Annotated in this window: 17 protein-coding genes; 9 read left to right on the top strand and 8 right to left on the bottom strand. The window is 65.7% G+C overall.

What is annotated here, in order from left to right:
- Nucleotides 1-50 precede the first annotated feature (50 nt).
- The 5 genes from VN706_21535 to VN706_21515 form a co-directional block, all read right to left on the bottom strand.
- A complete protein-coding gene (locus VN706_21535) occupies nucleotides 51-2,219 on the bottom strand; it encodes a hypothetical protein (GenBank protein HXT18228.1) in 2,169 nt (722 codons plus the stop codon).
- Nucleotides 2,216-3,142, bottom strand: coding sequence for an ABC transporter ATP-binding protein (locus tag VN706_21530; GenBank protein HXT18227.1), 927 nt, complete (start codon nucleotides 3,140-3,142; stop codon nucleotides 2,216-2,218). The genes VN706_21535 and VN706_21530 overlap by 4 nt, the downstream gene beginning before the upstream one ends.
- Nucleotides 3,139-3,537, bottom strand: a complete 399-nt coding sequence (locus VN706_21525; protein HXT18226.1) for a GntR family transcriptional regulator — start codon at nucleotides 3,535-3,537, stop codon at nucleotides 3,139-3,141. Before VN706_21525 ends, VN706_21530 begins: the two co-directional genes overlap by 4 nt.
- Nucleotides 3,538-3,667: 130 nt before the next feature.
- The gene (locus VN706_21520) at nucleotides 3,668-4,519 is read right to left on the bottom strand and encodes a CoA ester lyase (protein ID HXT18225.1); all 852 of its coding nucleotides are present in this window, start codon (nucleotides 4,517-4,519) and stop codon (nucleotides 3,668-3,670) included.
- Nucleotides 4,507-5,316: a MaoC family dehydratase N-terminal domain-containing protein gene (locus VN706_21515; protein HXT18224.1), complete on the bottom strand. Its 810-nt coding sequence runs from the start codon at nucleotides 5,314-5,316 to the stop codon at nucleotides 4,507-4,509. Before VN706_21515 ends, VN706_21520 begins: the two co-directional genes overlap by 13 nt.
- Nucleotides 5,317-5,491: 175 nt before the next feature.
- On the opposite strand from VN706_21515, the gene VN706_21510 reads away from it, so the two are divergent.
- Genes VN706_21510 through VN706_21500 form a run of 3 tightly spaced genes read left to right on the top strand, consistent with a single transcriptional unit; the run spans nucleotide 5,492 to nucleotide 9,104 of the window.
- A complete protein-coding gene (locus VN706_21510; GenBank protein HXT18223.1) occupies nucleotides 5,492-6,640 on the top strand; it encodes an acyl-CoA dehydrogenase family protein in 1,149 nt (382 codons plus the stop codon).
- Nucleotides 6,640-7,776 (top strand): CaiB/BaiF CoA-transferase family protein, encoded by a 1,137-nt coding sequence (locus tag VN706_21505; protein ID HXT18222.1) that lies wholly within the window; start codon nucleotides 6,640-6,642, stop codon nucleotides 7,774-7,776. The genes VN706_21510 and VN706_21505 overlap by 1 nt, the downstream gene beginning before the upstream one ends.
- Nucleotides 7,773-9,104 (top strand): MmgE/PrpD family protein, encoded by a 1,332-nt coding sequence (locus VN706_21500; protein HXT18221.1) that lies wholly within the window; start codon nucleotides 7,773-7,775, stop codon nucleotides 9,102-9,104. Before VN706_21505 ends, VN706_21500 begins: the two co-directional genes overlap by 4 nt.
- Before the next feature lie 176 nt (nucleotides 9,105-9,280).
- Here the strand turns inward: VN706_21500 and VN706_21495 are convergent, their stop codons facing one another.
- Nucleotides 9,281-9,883, bottom strand: coding sequence for a hypothetical protein (locus tag VN706_21495; GenBank protein ID HXT18220.1), 603 nt, complete (start codon nucleotides 9,881-9,883; stop codon nucleotides 9,281-9,283).
- 223 nt (nucleotides 9,884-10,106) lie between these two features.
- Between VN706_21495 and VN706_21490 the strand changes: the two genes are divergently transcribed.
- Nucleotides 10,107-10,334, top strand: coding sequence for a hypothetical protein (locus tag VN706_21490; GenBank protein HXT18219.1), 228 nt, complete (start codon nucleotides 10,107-10,109; stop codon nucleotides 10,332-10,334).
- A 174-nt stretch (nucleotides 10,335-10,508) separates the two neighbouring features.
- Nucleotides 10,509-11,084, top strand: a complete 576-nt coding sequence (locus VN706_21485) for a CsgG/HfaB family protein (GenBank protein HXT18218.1) — start codon at nucleotides 10,509-10,511, stop codon at nucleotides 11,082-11,084.
- Nucleotides 11,085-11,099: 15 nt separating this feature from the next.
- Here the strand turns inward: VN706_21485 and VN706_21480 are convergent, their stop codons facing one another.
- Together VN706_21480 and VN706_21475 are read right to left on the bottom strand one after the other, a co-directional pair.
- Entirely contained in the window at nucleotides 11,100-13,484 is a 2,385-nt protein-coding gene (locus VN706_21480; GenBank protein HXT18217.1) for a hypothetical protein, read from the bottom strand.
- Between the two features lie 131 nt (nucleotides 13,485-13,615).
- A complete protein-coding gene (locus VN706_21475; GenBank protein HXT18216.1) occupies nucleotides 13,616-15,145 on the bottom strand; it encodes an Ig-like domain-containing protein in 1,530 nt (509 codons plus the stop codon).
- A gap of 161 nt (nucleotides 15,146-15,306) precedes the next feature.
- Here VN706_21475 and VN706_21470 point away from each other — a divergent pair, with 161 nt between their 5' ends.
- The 4 genes from VN706_21470 to VN706_21455 all read left to right on the top strand — a co-directional run.
- Nucleotides 15,307-16,269: a CsgG/HfaB family protein gene (locus VN706_21470; GenBank protein ID HXT18215.1), complete on the top strand. Its 963-nt coding sequence runs from the start codon at nucleotides 15,307-15,309 to the stop codon at nucleotides 16,267-16,269.
- Entirely contained in the window at nucleotides 16,269-17,480 is a 1,212-nt protein-coding gene (locus VN706_21465; GenBank protein HXT18214.1) for a hypothetical protein, read from the top strand. Before VN706_21470 ends, VN706_21465 begins: the two co-directional genes overlap by 1 nt.
- Nucleotides 17,477-19,252: a hypothetical protein gene (locus VN706_21460; protein ID HXT18213.1), complete on the top strand. Its 1,776-nt coding sequence runs from the start codon at nucleotides 17,477-17,479 to the stop codon at nucleotides 19,250-19,252. Before VN706_21465 ends, VN706_21460 begins: the two co-directional genes overlap by 4 nt.
- A partial coding sequence (locus VN706_21455) for a hypothetical protein (protein HXT18212.1) occupies nucleotides 19,194-19,653 on the top strand: 460 nt, incomplete at its 3' end. The genes VN706_21460 and VN706_21455, both read left to right, overlap by 59 nt.

Here is a 19,653-nt window from a genome sequence, read left to right as displayed (position 1 = left end):
AATTATTCGGCGCCACCCAACCGACTCGCGCGACATCGTTCGACCGCGCATCACACCGCCGCCGTGATTGTCTCCGCGCCAAAGATCTCCGTGCCATCGGGCGCCGGCGGCGCGAATGCGGCTCCACAATGCTCGCATCGCTCAGGCGACACGACGCGCATGCGGCCGCAATGCGGGCACCGCTCTCGCGCCGGACGAGAGACGAGCGCCAGCATCAACACCAGACCGTTCAGACCAAACGCCAGCGCGACCACCGCCCATGCCACCGTGCGCCGAGCGTCGAACGCATACCGTCGCGCGATGGCAATGACGGCCGCGGCACTGATCAGCGCGGCAAGGACGGTCAGCGTCCACATGAGCGGCGTGTCCAAATCCCCCGGCGCGTTTCCGAGAATGATGTCATTCACCCGCTCGGCCACACGTTCCACCAGCGGCACGCCGAACGCGGCGACGGGCGTCGTCCAGTCGGTATGCGACTCCGGCGGGTGCGAGGTTTCCGGCAACGTGTACCGCGCCGCGACGGTCGATCCATCACGAATCTCGAATACCCGCTCCGGCGCGTGCGCCTCGGCGTGCCGATCCAGCGTTCCCCAGCGTGGCGAGTAGCGCACGAACGTCGGAGTGCCGGGCGCAAACGTTGGACGAACGACCGTCACAATTCCATAGCCCGCGACCGATGGATCGTGCGCGAGATGCGCGACGGGCGTGCCGGCCATCGATTGGACATACACCGCGCGATCCGTCGCCACCGCATAGAAACGCTGCGTGCTGTCCACCGGCGGGCCCGAATCTCCGCCGCGCGGCAGGAATGGATTCTCCGTGGACTCGCTGAGCGACGCCGACGCCACCGTCTCACCCGGCGGCGCCATGAAGATTCGCTGAATGGCGCGATGCTCGAGACTCGCGCGATACACCGCGTGAGAGAACGTGAATAGCATCTGCTGCGGAAAATATCCCGGACCCGCGCGCAGCGTCCCCGCGAAGCGTTCGCTGGGTTCGTCGAGCCCCTCGTGGAAGCCCGCGGGCCCAAGCCAGCCGATCTGGCGCGCCGTGCGCGGATCGTATGCCGCGACGAGACCCTGCCTGGGGATATAGTACCACAACAGTAAGTTCATGCCGCCGGCGTACAACTGCTGGTACACGCGATCGGGGGCCCGGTATCCGGTCGGCGTCATCGTCGCAAACCAGCGGTCGGGCACGAGCGGCATCTCCGGCGCGGCGAGCACGCCGTCGCCGATGTGCCGCCACGACGCGCTGTCCGCGTATTCCGGAATCGGCCGTCCCTGAAGATCAGTAACCGCAATCACTCGCTCGCCGGGCGATCGGATGCCGCCGAACGACGTCGTCACGCGCACGAATTGCCCGTGCGAGTCGAGCACCGTGGACGTCGTTCGGAAATCCTCCGACGCTTGCGCGCTCTGAAAGAGTGACAGAATCGCGTACAGGATCAGACCCGCGATCTGAACGCCAAGCAGAACATTGACGCCAAGCGCCAGCCGCGCACCTCGCGGTTGCGACTCATAGCCGCCGATGGCGGTGAACGTCGCACGCGCCGCGATCCCCGTGACGATCACGCCGACGACGACCGCCAGTAACGCCTGCCAGAATTCGTTGACGCTCAGCACCAGCACCGAGCAGATGATGGCACCGCCCAACGCGAAGACGCCCCGGTCGAAGAATCGCTTCGCGCGAAGCGTCATCAACATCCCGGCGAACACGTACGCGAGCCCGGCGCAGAGATCGGCGACGTCGGGCAGCATCAGGCGCGCGTCGTACGGCGCGGCGCGATGCCCCGGCACCGCCAGCCACGCCGCGTGCAGCAGCATCGGCACGCCGGCCGCAACGAGATACAACAGCGCCGCCGCAATCGCCTTCGACGCGAAGATGAGCGACGCGTCGGCGGGACGATGCAACAGAAACGCACGCGCGTCGCCGTAGCGATCGTCACGCGTGACGGCACGACCGAGCATCAACGCGGCCAGCGCGGCACTGAGCATGAACAACGAGAGCCCCGTTCCGAGACCGGTGTTGCCCACGCCGACTTCGACGGTCGTCGTCATCTCGGTGCCAACGCCGACCGGCCGTCCAAAGGCGCGGATGCCCGGTTGGCTCATGCCATATGAGGCGACCAGCAACAATCCGATGATGACGAATGCGACCAGCCCCGCCGTCGCGTGCTCGCGCATCTCGCGCACCGTCATCGTGCGAAGCGTCTTCACGCCACACCCCCGAGGAACGATCCACGGACGTCGCGCTCGCCCAGGTAGCCGGTGAGTGCGTCGGCGAAGTTGAGCGGCACTTCATCCACGATCGGCGCGCCGAGCGAATGCAGCACACGCTGCGTCTCGTCGTCGGGACGCGCGATCGTGAGCCACAGCGCGTCCGTCGCCGTGCGAGCGTGCAACATCCCGCGAATGGGCGGCAGATTCGGCGGCACGCTGCCCGCGGCGAACTGCAGCCGGAACTGCGAGATGCTCGAGCGGAAGGCATCCACCGAACAGCTCGCGCGCAGTACGCTGCGATCGAGAATGGCGAGATGGTCGGCGACGCGCTCGACGTCGTCGAGGAGGTGCGACGAAAAGAAAATGGTGCGATCCGCGGCGCGCGTGACGTACAACATCGACTCGAGCAGCGCGCGCCGCGCGACGGGATCGAGGCCGAGCGCGGGATCGTCGAGCACGAGAAGCTCGGGCTCGGGCGCGAGCGTGATGGCCAGCGAGAGTCCGGCACGCTCGCCGCGCGAAAGACTCCCCGCCTTCGTCTCGCGATTCAGCCGGAAGTGACCGACGACCGAGTCGAAGATCCTCTGGTTCCACCGCGCGTAGAACGTCGCTTGATACGCGCCCAACTGCTCGACGGTCATCCAGTCGTAGAGCGCGTGCGACTCGGACATGTAGCCGATCCGCGCCCGCGTCTCGGGCGAGATGCGCCGGCCGTCGTCGCCAAGCACGCGGGTTCCGCCGCGCGTCGGCTCGAGCAGGCCGAGCATGATGCGAATCATCGTCGTCTTGCCGGAACCGTTGCGGCCGAGAAACGCGAAGACGCTCCCTCGCGGAACGTCGAGCGAGACCTGATCGAGCACGCGTCGCCTGCCGAAGTAGTGCGTGACATCGCGGATGCTGATGACGGCGTCGGACCTCATCGATGGCCTCCTTTGCGCGCCGCTTTCACGCGTCGCGCGACGTGTTCGACGATCTCGTCGGGCTCGTACCCGAGCACGAATGCTTCCGAGACGAAGGTGGAGACAGCCTGCTCCATGCGCCGCGCGCGTTCGGGCCCGCTGTAGATCCGCCGGCGCTCGGAGAGATACATGCCGCGTCCCGAGCGCGCTTCGATGATCCCGTCGCGCGACAGCTCGGCATACGCGCGCGCGACGGTGTTCGGGTTCACGACGAGCTGCTCGGCCAGGGCGCGCACGCTGGGCAGCGCCTCGTCGTCGCGGAGGCGGCCCGCGATCGCGGCGGCGCACACCTGCTCGACGATCTGCCGATAGATCGGCACGGTGCTGCCCGGGTGGACGACGATGGCGAGTGACATAGTGTACTAGTTCAATTAGTACACTAGGCACGGCACCGCGTCAAGAGACCGCGATCGGTGACAGAGTGGCACACCGGCTGTCAATCCGAGCCGCAGGCGAGGAATCTCGCCACGACGGAGGGACGTCCCTCTACCGGGACGTTAAATCCCTCGCTTCGCTCGGGATGACTTTGCTGGCTACGATCCGCCGCGCACGCTCGATCACCGGACGATCCACCATCGTCCCGTTCAACGCGAACGCCCCCTCGCCCGGCCGTTTGTCCGCCTCGGCCAGGATCGACTCCGCCCATGCCATCTCCGCGGCGGTCGGCGCGAACAGGCGATTGAGCGGCGCAACCTGCCGCGGGTGAATACAGAGTTTTCCCGCGAACCCAAAGCGGCGGCTTCGCTCGGCGTCGCGAGTCAATGCCGCTTCGTCGTCGATGCCGATCGTCACCGCATCGATCGGCGGCGCCAGTCCGGCAATGCGCGACGCCAGCACGATCCGCGAGCGCGCGTACGCGAAGGTGTCGTCTCCCTCGAGCATGCCGGTATCGAGCTCGAAGTCGAGCGCGCCGAAGACCAGTCGTTCGACGCGCGGAGCGTGCGCGACTTCCAGCACGTTCCACACGCCGCCCGCCGTCTCGACGATCGGCACGATCTGAAACTCGGCCGGCAGACGGGCATCGGCGCGCTTGATGTCGCCCGGCAGCTCGACTTTGGGCAGCAGCACGCCGGTGACGTCGAGATGCGCGGCAACCTCGATGTTCGCATCGAACCATTCGGTGCTCGCCGCATTCACTCGAACGTAGACGGGCACCGACGCCGGCAACTCGGTGCGAGCGAGACCGGCGCACGCCGCCGCTTTGTCAGCCGGCGTGACTGAGTCCTCGAGATCGATGATGACGCGATCCGCGCCGCTCGCCGCCGCTTTGGCAAAACGTTCCGGACGATTCGCGGGCACGAACAACCACGACCGTGCGGGCGACGTCAGCGCGTCCATGCTTCCGCCTCCACGCCGTCGGACCACAAGTGAAAGTGACCGCGATCGACCGCCGGTTGGCCGTGCAGCGTGAGCGGTTCATTCGCGAATGCCGGACGCGTGGCCTTGAACTGAAAGCGCGTCACCGTTGCGTTGTGCGTGTTGGCGGCGAGCAGATCGAGCAGCAGCGTCGCGATGAGCGGACCGTGCACCACGACATTCGGATACCCCTCGGACTCGGCATACTGTCGATCGTAGTGAATGCGGTGGCCGTTGAACATCAGCGCGGAATATCGGAAGAGGAGCACCTCATTCGGACTGAGGGTACGCAACCATGTCGACGGCCGCGCCTCGGCGGAACGCAGCGGCGCGCGATCGGCCCCACGATACACGAGACCCTGATCGTCCTCGAGCAGCATCTCCTTTCCAGCGCGCACGGCATGGTGCACGGTGACGAAGACGAGCGGGCCGGCTCTTCCCTGCTTCTCTTCGATGTTCGCGATGGTCGATTCGCGCACCAGATGTTCGCCGACACGCAGTGGACGATGCCACACGAGCCGGCTGCCGGCCCACATGCGCCTGGGCAGCTCGACGGGCGGGAAAAACCCGCCGCGGCGCGGATGCCCGTCGTCACTCAGCTCGCTCGTGCGCGTGAGGGGTGGAAACAATGCCCAGTAGATCGCGGGTGGTACGTCGTCGCCTTCGCTCACCGCGGGCGCGTCGTGATCGAGCGTCGCGTGCCACGCCGCGACGCGCGATGGCGTCACCCAATCGTCGTGCGATTCGCGCCGGCCGATCCACTGCGAGAGTTGGTCCATGAGCCTGTTATTCCGAGCGTAGCGCTGTCATTCCGAGCGTAGCGAGGAATCTATCGTCTCGCGTAGAGGGCCGTAGATTCTTCATCGACCACTCTATCTGGACGAAAGATTCCTCGCCTTCGGCTCGGAATGACTGATTACGAGGACTCGGAATGACTGATTACGAGGACTCGGAATGACTGACTACGAAGACATACGACAACCGGTTCGCGCCCTGTGCGCCGAATTTCCCTCGGCCTACTGGCAGCGCGTGGACGAGGCGCGGGCGTACCCCGAAGAATTTGTCGATGCGCTGACGAAGGCCGGCTGGCTCGCGGCGCTCATTCCGCAGGAGTACGACGGCGCGGGGCTCGGGCTTGCCGAAGCTTCGGTCATCATGGAGGAGATCAATCGCAGCGGCGCGAACGCCGGCGCATGTCATGGGCAGCTTTACAACATGGGCACGGTGCTGCGGCACGGATCCGACGCGCAGAAACGCGAATATCTGCCGCGCATCGCTCGTGGCGAGCTTCGGCTGCAGTCGATGGGCGTCACCGAACCGACGACCGGCACCGACACGACGAAGACCAAGACGACCGCGGTGCGGCGCGGCGATTCGTACATCGTCAACGGCCAGAAGGTGTGGATGTCGCGCGCGCAGCATTCCGACTTGATGATTCTGCTCGCGCGCACGACGCTGCTCGCCGAGACGCAGCGCAAAACCGAGGGGCTTTCTCTTTTCATCGTGGACATCAAGGCCGCGCTTGGAGCCGGGCTCACGCTCAAGCCGATTCGCAACATGGTGAATCACGAGACGAGCGAGGCGTTCTTCGAGGACGTGGAGATTCCGGCGGCAAATCGGATTGGCGAGGAAGGCAAAGGATTTCGCTACATCCTCGACGGCTTGAACGCCGAGCGGACGCTCATCGCGGCCGAATGCATCGGTGACGGATACTGGTTTGTCGATCGCGCGACGCACTATGCGTCGGAGCGAGTCGTGTTCGACCGGCCGATCGGGCGCAATCAGGGCGTGCAATTTCCGATCGCCGAGAGTTACATCGAAGTCGAGGCGGCGAATCTCATGCGCTGGAAAGCGTGCGAGCTCTTCGACGCCGGCGAGCCCTGCGGCGCCGAGGCGAACATGGCGAAGTATCTCGCGGCGAAAGCGTCATGGGAAGCTGCGAACGTGTGCCTCCAGACGCATGGCGGCTTTGGATTCGCGGCGGAGTTCGACGTCGAGCGCAAGTTTCGCGAGACGCGGTTGTATCAGGTGGCGCCGATCTCGACGAATCTGATTCTTTCGTATGTCGCCGAGCACGTGCTCGGGCTGCCGAGGTCGTTCTGATGTCGGCCTTGCCGCTCGAGGGAATGACGGTCGTGGCGCTGGAGCACGCGGTGTCCGGGCCGCTGTGTACGCGACATCTCGCGGATTATGGCGCGCGGGTGATCAAGATCGAGCGTCCCGAGGGCGATTTCGCGCGCGGCTACGACGAGTCGGTGCATGGCTTGTCATCGTACTTCGTGTGGCTCAATCGCGGCAAGGAGAGTGTGGTACTGGATCTCAGGGAGGCGAGCGGGCGCGACGCCCTGGATCGGCTGCTCGCGCGCGCTGATGTATTCGTGCAGAACCTGGGACCGGGATCGGCGGCGCGTCTCGGCGTCGATTACGAATCTCTAAAGGCGCGATTTCCGAAGCTCATCGTCACGGACATCTCGGGATACGGCGAGCCCGGCCCCATGCGGGACAAGAAAGCCTATGACCTGCTGCTGCAGGCCGAGGGTGGATTGCTCTCCGTGACCGGCAGCGACGATTCGCCGGCGCGATGCGGCGTGTCCATCGTGGACATCGCCGCCGGTATGTATGCGTTCTCGGGAACGCTCCTGGCGCTCATGCAGCGCGCTCGCGACGGACACGGCACCGCGGTCTCGGTGTCGATGCTCGACGCGGTCGCCGAGTGGATGTCGCAGCCTGTGTATTTCGGCCGCTATGGCGAAGCGCCGCCTCGGCGAAGTGGTGCGTCGCATCCGACGATCGCGCCGTACGGGCCGCATCGCACCGGCGACGGCGAAGTGATGCTCGGCATTCAGAACGAACGCGAGTGGTCGCGCTTCTGCGCCGAGGTGCTGGAGCAGCCGAGCCTCGCGGCGGACGAGCGATTCGATCGCAACACCAAGCGCGTCGCGAATCGTGGAGAGCTGACACGAATCATCGAAGACGTGTTCATGCAATCGAGCAGCGAGCAGATCGTCGCGCGGCTCGACGCCGCCGAGATCGCGAACGGACGCGTGAACGATGTACATGGTGTCGCGGTGCACGAGCAGCTTCAGGCGCGCGGTCGCTGGGCCGACGTGCAGACGGAGAATGGATCGATCGCGGCGCTGCGGCCGCCCATCGACTTGCGCGGGTCGACTGCATCGATGGGCGACGTGCCGACGCTTGGCCAACATACCAAAGCGGTACTGAAGGAGCTCGGTCTATGAGCGCGGAGCGCGAGTTGGCGACGTTCGCGGCGAGTGTGACGCTGGAGAACGTGCCGCACCCAGTCCTCGAGATGATCGAGTCGCTGATGGTCGACTGGTACGGCTCGGCGGTAGCGGGCAAGGACGGCCGGCCGGTGCTGGCGATGCGTGACTTCGCGCGCGCGATGGGTCCGGCGACGGGACCGTGTACGATCGTGCCGACGGGAGAGAAGACGACCGCCGCGTTCGCCGCCTTGATCAACGGCGCGTCGTCGCACGTGGTCGAGCAGGACGACGTGCACAACGGATCGGTGTTTCATCCGGCGACCGTCGTGTTCCCCGCCGTCATCGCGGCGGCGCAGCAGGAGAATGCGACGGGCGCGGCCGTGCTGGCGGCGTCGATCGTCGGTTACGAAGTCGGCATTCGCATCGGCGAATTCCTCGGACGGTCGCATTACAAGATCTTTCATACGACGGGAACGGCGGGCACGGTCGCCGCGGCGGCCGCGGTCGGGCGATTGCTCGAGCTCGACGCGGAGCAGATCCAGCACGCGATGGGATCCGCGGGCACGCAGGCCGCCGGATTGTGGGAATTCCTGCGCGACGCCGCGGACTCGAAGCAGCTGCACACCGCCAAAGCGGCGTCGGACGGCTTGCTGGCGGCGTATCTCGCGCGCGAGGGTGTCACCGGCGCGCGCGCGATTCTCACCGGCGAGCAGGGCATGGCGGCGGGCATGTCCAGCGATGCCGATGCGTCGCGACTCACCGACCGTCTGGGCACGCGGTGGGCGATTTTAGAGACTTCATATAAGTGGCATGCGTCGTGCCGGCACACGCATCCGTCCGCCGACGCGCTGCTCGATCTCATGGCGCGCGAGTCATTGTCGCACACGGACATTGCGTCGATCACGGCGCGCGTCCATCAAGGCGCGATCGACGTCTTGGGGAAGGTGGATCGCCCTACCAACGTGCATCAAGCCAAATTCTCGATGGGCACCGTGCTCGGTCTGATCGCCGTGCACGGCGCGGCGGGCCTTCGCGAGTTCGACGAGCACGGACTCACCGATGCGCGTGTGACGTCGCTGCGCGACCGGGTGCGCATGGTGTGCGATCCGGAGGTCGATGCCGAGTATCCGCGGCGGTGGATTGGGCGGGTGGAGGTGGAGACCACGGACGGCCGTCGATTGAGCGGGCGCGCGGATGTGCCGAAGGGTGATCCAGGGAATGCGTTGTCGCGCGAGGAGATCGAGGAGAAGGCCGTGCGACTGGGGGGCGCCCGCGAGGTGATCGGACGTATTCGCGCCATGGAGGACACCGCGTCGGTACGCGAGCTCTTCTCAACTGCTTGACCACGGACAGACATCGGACGTCCACGGATAGGCACGGAAACGGCGTTGAATTCGTTTAGTATGTTCTTTTTTTCTTTTGGAAGAGCAACTTCATACGCCTTTTTTCGATGCTGTTTCCGTGCCGATCTGTGGATGTCCGCCGTAGTCCATGGTAGGCTCTTTCTGCCCTTGTCGGTCTAGATGAACGGCGGCCGCCATTTCCACGGCCAGAACTCGCGCGCGACGTCGGCCAGCGCCTCGCCGGCGAGCCCTGTCACTCCGTCGCGAAGGCCCTCTCCGACGTGGAAGCCTCCCGGCCGCACACTCGTGACGAGCACGCCGCTTACCAGTTCTGTCACAGGATTCAAGATCGATAGATGGATGCCGTTCGGGGACGTCACTCGAAACGGGCCGGTCAGCGCGTTGAACCATCGCGATGCGCGGGTGTCACCATCGCCGCAGCTGCACGGCCAGTAGCGGAGATTGCGCTCGTCGAGAATGCGCGACGCGCCGAAGCGCAGCGTATGAGAGATCGCGACCTGCCCGTATCGCTCACCGACGCGGTCCTCGAACCCGCGCCAGGTACGCGGAAACTGTTTCGGGCGGCCGCGCCATTGATCGAAACCGGCAAGGCCGAAGCCACGCAGCACGCTTCGCGGGCCGACCATGCCGTGCAAATAGTCGGAGACCGTCGCCGGTGTGTAGATCGAATCGGCGCGCGCGCGCCTGTTCGTGGTGGTGTCCTGCGCGCCGATCGTCGTCGGTAACAGCAGCGCGATTGCAATGGTCGTCCGGATCATTGGCGTTATACTATAGCTTCTGCCGCTCTCCGTCGCGGCGATTTCGTGCATGGGCGCGCGCTTCTCGTGGCCGCGGCTGGGCGCGCTCCATAAGCGACGCAGTGTACTCGCGGCGCGTGCGCCAGATCACGCATTTAACATTTCCTCACAACGGGGCGTCGTACCGGCGAGAGGCACGACGCAGGTACGACGTAGCAACGATGTCACCCGGATGGAGGCACTCATGAAATCGATGTTGTTGGGACTTGGGATGGCCGGTTCGCTCGCGTTCACGCCGCGTGTCATGGAACCGCATCCGCACATTCGTAGCGCGGTGGCGGAGCTCCAGGCGGCGCGCAAGGAGCTGCAGACGGCGGCGCATGACTTCGGCGGACATCGCGTGGATGCAATTCGCGCGGTCGACGCGGCGATCAAGCAGTTGCAAGTGGCGCAGCAGTACGACCGGCGGTGAACGCAGGTCATCCTGAGCGCCGCAGGCGCGAAAGGATCTCATCCGCATCCTGAGATCGGGATCATCCAAGCGGACGAGATCCTTTCGGCGCTGCGCGCTTCAGGATGACGGCATGAAGTTTATCTAGGCCATTTACCCATCTACCCGCCGCCTGCGCGCGATATACGTTATCGCATGCGGTACACCTCGGTCATTCTCTCGGCCGCGCTTCTCGCGCCCGCTCTGACGTTCGCGCAGAGCGAAGCACCCACGGTTGCGGTGATGAATTTCACCGGCGGCTCGATGACGCCGCGCCCCGGCGACTACGCGGCGCTGGGACGCGGCATCTCGGAACTGCTCACGAACGCGCTGGCGTCGAATCCGAACATTCGCCTGGCCGATCGCGCGCGATTGAGCGACCTGCTCGCCGAGCAACGGCTCGCGGCATCGGGGCAGGTCGATCCCGAGACGGCCGTCCGCCTGGGCAAGGTGCTCGGCGTTCGGCACTTCGTGACCGGCGGCTTTCTCATCGATCCGAAAAATCGCATGCGATTCGACGTGCGATCGGTGAACGTCGAGACGTCGGAGATCGAGTTTCGTGAAACGATCGAAGGCAAAGTCGACGATCTGTTCGATCTCATCGATCGCATGGATCGAAAGCTCACCGCGGCGGTTGGTGTCGCGTTCGCGCCGCAACAGCAAGGTGCGGCGCGGCCGTCGACCAAGAACGCGCAGCGGTGGGTCGATTCGCTGACGGCGAAGAAGCCGTAGCGCGAGATCGACGCGCTACGGCCACACGGCCGGCGGTGTCATGACGGCGCCGAAGCCGCCGTTCGCGCCGACGCCGCGCAGGAAGGTCGGGCCAGGGCGGTTGGTTTGCGATTCCAGTATGGCCATCGCGCCGAAGCCCGCTGATCCGGAGATCGCGAGGACGCGATGCGCCGAGGACTGCCCAGTCATGTCGCTCCATGCGACGCCGTCGAAACGGGCGATGTGGCCGTTTTCTCCACCGACGTAGACGTCCTTCGGCCCGCTCCCCCACAAACCGAGTTGGAACGTATTCGAAGCCACCGTCGACGGCGCTGGACTTTGCACAGCCTGGAGCGCACCAGTCATCGGGACGTTCGCCCATTTGGTGCCGTCGAAATGAATGAGGACGCTGTCCCCGACGGCCCACACGTCGCTCGCCGAGCTGCCCCATACGCGCGCGAGGGTGCGGCTGGTCGGACTTTCGACCAGCGACCACGAGGTGCCGTCGAAGTGTAGAATGCGTCCCTTCTGGCCGACCGCGATGACGTTGTTCGCGGCCGTGCCCCAAACGCTGAACAAGCTTCCGGCGCCCGGGAGGCCCGTTTGGCGACTACAGACTCCACCTGATGATTGGCAGGCGACGATGCCGGTGTCGCCAACCATGATGACCGACGACCCAACTCCCCACACCGCGTTGTAGTTGTCGGTGATGCCGGTGATCGGTTTCAGCACGTCGCTGACCACCGACCAGGCAGTGCCATTCCATCGGAGAATCGTGCTCGCCCCGCCCACGGCCCATGCGTTCGACGGCCCATCGCTCCACACACCCTGCAGGATGCGAACGCCGGGTGTTCCGGCCGGAGGAGCGTCGACCGTCCACGACGAGCCGTTCCATCGCGCGAGAAAGAGATTCCAGCCCACGGCGAATGCGCTCGTCGGCGACGTGACGATGAGATCGCGCATCGCGGGGATATAGCTGAGCACATGGTATCCGTTTGGCGTGACTTGCTCGAGCCTGCCGAACGCGCTCAGATGGTACGCGGCGCCGCTGCGCGGGTCCGCCCACATCTCGAGACCACCGATGAAGCCGAGTGCCTGCGTGAACGACGAACGCCCGACCTCGCGCCATGAGGTGCCGGTGCCGACATAGAACGCACGGCTGATCGCGTTCGAATCCCCGTATGCGTACATCTCGCTCGGGGACGTTATGCCCCAGTCGAAGAGACGACCTGGCAAGCCGGGCACGCCGGATCCGACCCAGCCCGTTCCATTCCATCGAAATGTGCCGGACCCGCTCGCGATCGCGTACGCGATACCGGGCGCTGGGCACTGTAGCTCGATCTTGAAGTTCGGAATGCTGGTTAGCGTTCCACTCCACGCCGTGCCGTTGAAGTGAAACAGACTACCGGTGGCGGTATTCGCGATGGTGTTGGTGGCGCTGTTGACGGACGTCGCAAACGCTTCGTTCGGACCCGTCACGCAGGTCTCGTTGATCACTTCGGTTGCTGTCGCGACAACCTTTTTCGTCCACGTCGCGCCGTCGCCTTGCCATATGATGCCGCCAAATCCGCCCGCGACGATGAATCGGCCACCGCCCGGCGTGACGAGCGCGGCGACACTGAGCAATGAGTCGCGAACCTGGGAGACGGCGGTGAAGGTGGCGCCGTCGTAATGATACAGTCCGGAATTGGCGGCAATCCAGACGTCGTTCGCCGCGAGCGGTGCAATGCCGTTGAAGCCATTTCCGCGTCCCAGATGGCTCCGGACGAACTGCCACGAGCCGTTCTGAAAGATGCCCAGCGCCGGATCGCCGCTCGTGTCGGTCATCGCGGAATACAGCGTCGGAAGTCCTGACCCGGATGCGAGGCCGACGACCCCGGTACTCAAGGTAGGAACCGCCCCGCCGAGCCGCAGCGGATCATCCTCCACCCATTCACGAACTGTAAACCGCGTGTTCGCCAGATCGACCGGCGGCAAAATCGGCGGCTTCCCGACATTCGCGCTCCCCGTGAGCATGACCGAGTCGAGCGCGAATTTCACGGAGTCGCGCAGCGCCACACTCACGAGCAACGGACACCCACCGCCCGGCCTCTTGTCACGCAGCGTATCGGCGAGGCACGTCGTCAGATCCACACTCAACGGAACCGACACCGTCGTTCCCGCGACGGCAGGGACGGTATCCCGCACGAGCTGCACGAACTTGCCCTGCTGCGAATACCCGACATTCACGTCGATCGTTCGCGCCGACGGCGCGTTCTGCCGCTGAAAGCTGGCGGCCAACTGAAAATTCACACGCGGCGACCCCACGACGCTCTGCGTCGGCACTTCCTTGTCGAGACACGCGGCGAGCACGACGAGCGAGGCGGCGGCGGCGGCGCCCAACAGTCCGCGAAGACGGCGGCTTACGACGGGATTCGGCATCTCATCCAGCGGCGAAGGAAAGGAGAATGACAGGGATCGTTCGGCCTATGAGCGTTCTCTGACAGCCGGCGGCCTAACGTGTGAAACGGGCGGCCCATCTCGCAATAGGCCACCCGCCCCATTCGTGTCGTTCACTTCATAGTGACCAATGCGCTGCCCGATCCCGACGACGCGGGCGGCTCAGTGAAGGACAGCGTCAGCGTGCCCGTCACGGCCCCGTTGCTCAGCGATCCCGAGAACGTCGCGGTCAACCAGCTCACGATCGCGCCGGTGAACGTGAGATGCGACGCCGTTCCGGTCACGGGCAACGAAACGGAGTACGCGCCACCCCCGTCGTTGCAGCCCGTCCCGGACGCGGCCGGCGCAAACGTCGTGTTTCCGGAAAGCTGTACGGTGCCGCTCACACTCCCATCGGCGCTCGGCGTCACGGTCATCTGCAACTGCGACGTCGTCGCGAACGTCCAGGTGCAGTTCGGCGAGAAGTTGGAGCCGTTGAACGTGATGCTGGTCGCGCCCGAAACGCTGGCGGTTGACGACACCGTGAGCACCGCGACGACCGTGCGCGCCGCCACCGATGGATTGGTGGACTTCACTGTGACCGCCGCGACATAGCTTCCAGGCGACAGCGACGCCGCGCTCGACGTGACGACCATGTTCAGCGACGCCGGCGTGGTCGGTGACGACAGTTGAACGGACAGCCATCCAGTGGCCGCGCCGAGGAACGCGATCGACGGTGCTTGGAGCGCCGCCTGCACTCCACTCGACGCCAGACTGCTCACGATCGGAATGGATACCTGGCCGCTTCCCGCCCCACCCGGCTTGATCGTGAATTGAGCCGTGGTATCACTCGGCAAGACGAGGTTCGGGGCCGCAGTGACCTGAACGGGGACCGCGATGCTGCGACCGCCGCCCGTGACGGTGACCGTCGTCGAACCGATCGCGACGCCGGTGACCACACCTCCGGCGTTGACGGTAGCGATGCTCGGCGAGGCAGATGTAAACGTGAACCCCGGATTGGCGACTGGAGTACCGGTGTTGTCGAAGGCCGTCGCTTGGAGCACGGTCGATTGACCGATTTGCACCGCGAGCGCAGACGGCTGCACGAGGATATTCGAGATCTGGTGCAGCTCGAGCGCCCGCGGCATCGACACGGTACTGCCGGGCGCTACGAACACCGGACCAATCGCGTCATCATCGAGAGCGTTGTCGCCCGGATCGAAGTCGACCGGATTGGCCGGGAGCGTGTTCTGCCCCTTCAACAGCTCCGCGAAAATGAACACCGGACAACCGCCGTTCGTCTTCGCCACCGACGCGTCGGCGAGGCACGGGCCGACGTTCACCGAGAGCGGAATGCTCTGATCGCCCGCCGCTTGTTTGAGATCGACAATCTGGGCGCCCAGCACGCCGATGTCGTTATTGATGTCGAGGCTGTCGAGATCCCCGGTCGAATCGATGCCGGTCAGCTTGCCGTTCTTCACATAGAACGCCGCGAGAAACACCTGCGTCGCGGCCGGCGCGGTGATGTTCGCGCGCAACGCGAAGCGTGCCGTGCCCGCGGGAACCTTGACGCCGGTCGTCGCATCGGGACCAATGCAGCTGGCCAGCGCCATCATGACCGCCCCCCACACCACCGTCTTGGGGATACTCCGCCACGTCTGCATCGCCTGGCCTCCGGGTCGTTCAGCCTATGAGCGTTTTGTAAAGTCTCTGGCGGCCCAACCTGCGTGCACCGCGGCCCACGTCGCAATAGGTCACGCGGCCCATTGCGATGGCGCGTCCCGGATTCACAATTTGGCCCACCCTCGCCAATACGAGTCCGATGATGCCGAGCCGCTCCACTCATGTCGTCCGGCTGTGCCGTCTGTGCCGTGTCCCCGCGATCGCGTTCGCCGGTTCGCTCGCCAGTGTGTTCGCGACCGCATGCGCCAGCGCCCCGATCAACCGGCAGGCCGCCGCGATCACCAACGCCGATCGAGACGCGAAGCGCGCGCTCGACCGCGAATCACAGATCGACCCCGCGAAGATCCCGGCGCGCGCGATCGGCGTGCTGCCCTTCACGGTCGATCAAGGCGACACGCTGCTTCAACCACTCGGCTTCGCCATGGCCGAGTTTCTCACGACGGATCTGTCGCGGTCGAGCGAGCTGCAGATCGTCGATCGACTGCGCACCGACGCGATCATGCGCGAGCTGAACCTCGTCGATCGCGGGACGGTCGATCCGCGCACCGCCCCGCGCGTCGGCAAGCTCGTTGGCGCGCGACGATTGCTGATCGGCGACATGCACGCCGAGCCGGGCGGCTCCGTACGTATCGACGCGCGCATCGTCGACGTGCTCGCCGGCACCGTCCAGAACCTGGTGTCGGCCACCGCGCCCGTCGACCGCGCCATCGACGCCGAGAAGGCGCTGGCGCTTCGAGTGTTCGATGAGCTGGGAATCACGCTGACGCCGGCGCAGCGCATCGCGGTCGAGCAGAAGCAAACGACCAACGTCGCGGCGACCGTCGCCTTCGGTAAGGGTCTCGAGGCCGAGGCGCACGGCGATGCGGCGGCGGCGGCGGCGCACTTCGAGGAAGCGGCGCGCCAGGACGTGGCGTTCAACGCGGCGCGTACACAGCTCGCCGGCAATTCCTCCAGTACGTCCGAGCGCTCGCGCGGCACACAACGCGTGCTCGAGCTCACCGCGTCCGCGATCAACGCGCCGGTCGTGACCAAGCCGCCCGAGGCGGCGGACGTGGCCCTGGCGTCGCAGGTGCTCACGCTTCTCATCACCGTGAGGGTTTTCTAATGACGCGCGCACGGACGACTCACATTGCACGCTTCGTCGCGCCGGCCCTGCTGGCGCTGGGCGCCGCCGTGTTGCCGGCGCAGGAATCGCTGCTGCCGTCGGCGAGTTGGGGCTTGGCGCCCGTGGTGACCGCATGGCACTTTTCGACGCCGCTGGCGCAAAGCGCCGGCGGGGTGACCGACGTGCAGCAGTTCGCGCTGCCGCTGCGCGCTCGCGCGGTGTTCAACGAACGTTGGACCTTCGACGTCACGGGCGCCGCGGCGCGCACCTCGGTCAGCACCAAGAATGGCGATTCGACCCAATCGCTCACGCTGAGCGGCCTGACCGACGTCAAGCTGCGCATGTCGGGATCGTTCAACGACGATCGGCTGCTGCTCACCGGCGGGCTCAATCTTCCGACCGGGACGACTGGTCTCAACGGCGAGCAGACCGACGTGCTCCAGGTGATCGGCGCGCCGGCGCTCGGCATGCCGGTCAACGCGCTTGGCATCGGCACCGGCGTCACGCTCGGCGCGGTGCAGGCCATCGAGAGCGGCGACTGGTCGTTCGCACTCGGGGGATCCGTCGAGCAGCGCACGGAGTACACGCCGATCGCGCTCGCGCTGGCGAGCGGGCAGTCGCTCACGAAGGTCACGCCCGGCACCGCGGTGCATTTGAGCTTGGGCAGCGATCGTCCCGTCGGCGACAATCGGCTGGCGATGCTCGTCGTCGCCGACGTGTTCAGTAAGGACAAGCTGCTGCTCACGACGCCGGATGCGACGAACACGTCGTCCGACTACACCCTCGGACCGCAGGTCACCGGCCTGGCGCGGTATGATCTCGCCGTGCCGGGTTGGCGGAGCGCGTCGGGGACGATGAGTCTGCGCTATCGCAGCGCGTTCACGGATCAGAGCGGCTCGAAGGTGTCCGGCTCGGCCGGTTCGTATCTCGAGGGATCGCTGCAGGGGATTCGCGGCGGCTCCATTGGAACGGGATTGATCCTTGGCGTCGATGCGCGCTATCACACCGGTTTGTCGTTCACCGATGCGCTCGTGGGGACCGCGGTGCGCGCGGGCGGCGTTACGCTCGGTGTCGATCTGCCGTCGCGCACGCTGGTGTCGCGGATCGCGCTGCACGGGCAATATGGACAGTTCAATACGGGGACGAGCTCCACGAACGGAATGGGCTTGTCGCTCGTGTGGGCGATCGCCGCGCGTCAGGAAGCGCGATGACGCGCTGGTGGCGCTATGTGGCCGGCGCGGCCGCGGTTGTCGGCGTGGCAGGATGTATCGACAAGAGTGTGGCGACGATGCCGAGTGGGAGATCCAGCTCGGAGCTGCGGTTGGTGCTGTCGTCGTCGTTCGCGCGGCAGACGAGCGCCGCGCCGACCGCGGTGAACATCATCGTGTTGTATGTGGCGGCGACGGGACCGAGCCCGATTCTCTTGTCACAGAAGTTCAATTTGTCCGACACCACTCAGCAGATTCCCCTGACCGTCGATTTGAGGGCGTGTCTGGCGGATGAGAATCGCATCGGACCGCGCGACTCGTGCCCCATCGTGGTGGATCTCGACTTCCTGGACGCGTCGGGGACGGTCGTCGACAACACCTCGATCGGGCCGCTGGCGGAACAGCCAGGCACCGCGTCGGTGCCGCTGTCGGTGGCGACCGACGTCACCGACACCTCGTTCGTGCGGCTTGGTGATTCGGTCGCGGTGTCCACGACCCCGCCGGCCGGCGCGACATATGAAAGCTCTGATACGAGCGTGGCGGTCGTGACGAGCGGCGGCATCATCGTTTCGCGGAACGTCGGTGCGACGACGGTCAGGACCCGCACGTCATCGGGTGTGACGGCGAGTCGCGTGTTCGTGTCGCCGCGGCCGGATCATGCACTCGGCGCGAACACGTTCCTCACCTGCGCGCTCGATGCATTCGGCCAGCCGTTTTGCTGGGGCACGAACAACCTGGGCCAGCTCGGGGTCGCAGGAGCAACGTCGAGCCCGACGCCCGTGCGGGTCGCCGTGCCGGCTCAGGAGCGATTCACGCAAATCAGTGTCGGCGACCGGCATGTGTGCGCCCTGAGCACGAAGCGTACGATCTACTGTTGGGGTGTCAACACCGCGGGGCAGTTGGGCAACGGCACCACGAGCGCGACAGGACTTCCCGTGCAGGTGACGAGCACGGTTCCGTTCACGTCGTTGAGTGTTGGGTCGTCCTTCGCGTGTGCGCTGGCGGATGACTCGAGCGCGTACTGTTGGGGCGCGAATGCCGGGCGGTTGGGGACCAGCGACACATCGACGAAGACGACGCCGACGCCCGTGTCTGGCGGTCTCAAATTTCAGGTCATCGCCGCCGGCGGCGTCAGCGCGTGCGGTCTCGATGCGAGCGGCATCGCGCATTGTTGGGGACAATCGTCGTTCTTGACGCTCGGCCAACGCGGTTTCACGTCACGGCTCACGACCACGCCGTTGACCGTGCAGAGCCCGCCATTGAAGACGCTGGTGTCGAGCTTCGTCGACGTCTGCGGCGTCACGACGACGAACAGCGCGGTGTGTTGGGGAATCAACGAGTTCGGCTCGCTGGGCAACGGATCGCTCACCACGCCCGACACACTTCCGACGACGGTCGGCGGCGGCATTCAGTGGTCCAGCATCACACAGGGACCGGCGAACAACATCGAAACGGTGACCTGCGGTGTCTCCACCGCCGGCACCGGTTTTTGCTGGGGTGCGAGCGACGAGGGCCAACTCGGCGCGGTTCCACCTCCGGCGACGACGTGCAATGTCACGACCCTGGGCGGCGTCTTTCCGTGCACCGGCACGCCGGTGGCCGTCACGACGACTTCCAAGTTCTCATATATCTCCGCGGGCGCCACGCACGCCTGCGGCATTACCACGACACACCAACTTCTCTGTTGGGGTGGCAATACTCAGGGAGAAATCGGTGATGGCAGCCTCACTCAACGCGCTACGCCGGTGGTGGTTACTGGATTGCGCGCACCATGATACGCGCGGCGCCGCGGCCTTCGTAGGACTGAGTGTCGCGTTCGTCGCATCGATCGCGACGGCGTGCATCGACAAACCGATCGTGAGCGCGCCGGTCTCCGGCGCGCGCGCCAGTCTCAGTCTCGCGGTGAGTGAGACGCACGCGCTCGCGGCGCTCGCGCGGTCGATCGACATCGACGCGTCGTACTCGCGAACGTCGGGCGAGCGCGTCGTGCTGCTGCGTCAGAGCGTTCCAGTCACTTCTACCGGAACCCAGCAGGTGCCGCTGCAGGTGGACCTGTCGTCGTGCCTCGCCGATGCGCAGCGCGACGGCGGTGGATCGACGTGTCCGCTGCGGCTCACGATCCTGCTCCGCGATTCGACGAGCACCGGCACGCTCGACTCGACGGAGGTGGGTCCGA

Source organism: Gemmatimonadaceae bacterium (genome assembly GCA_035606695.1).
GTDB lineage: Bacteria > Gemmatimonadota > Gemmatimonadetes > Gemmatimonadales > Gemmatimonadaceae > JAQBQB01.
The sequence above is the reverse complement of the archived record's forward strand: the minus strand, read 5'-3'. Positions and strand labels throughout refer to the sequence as shown.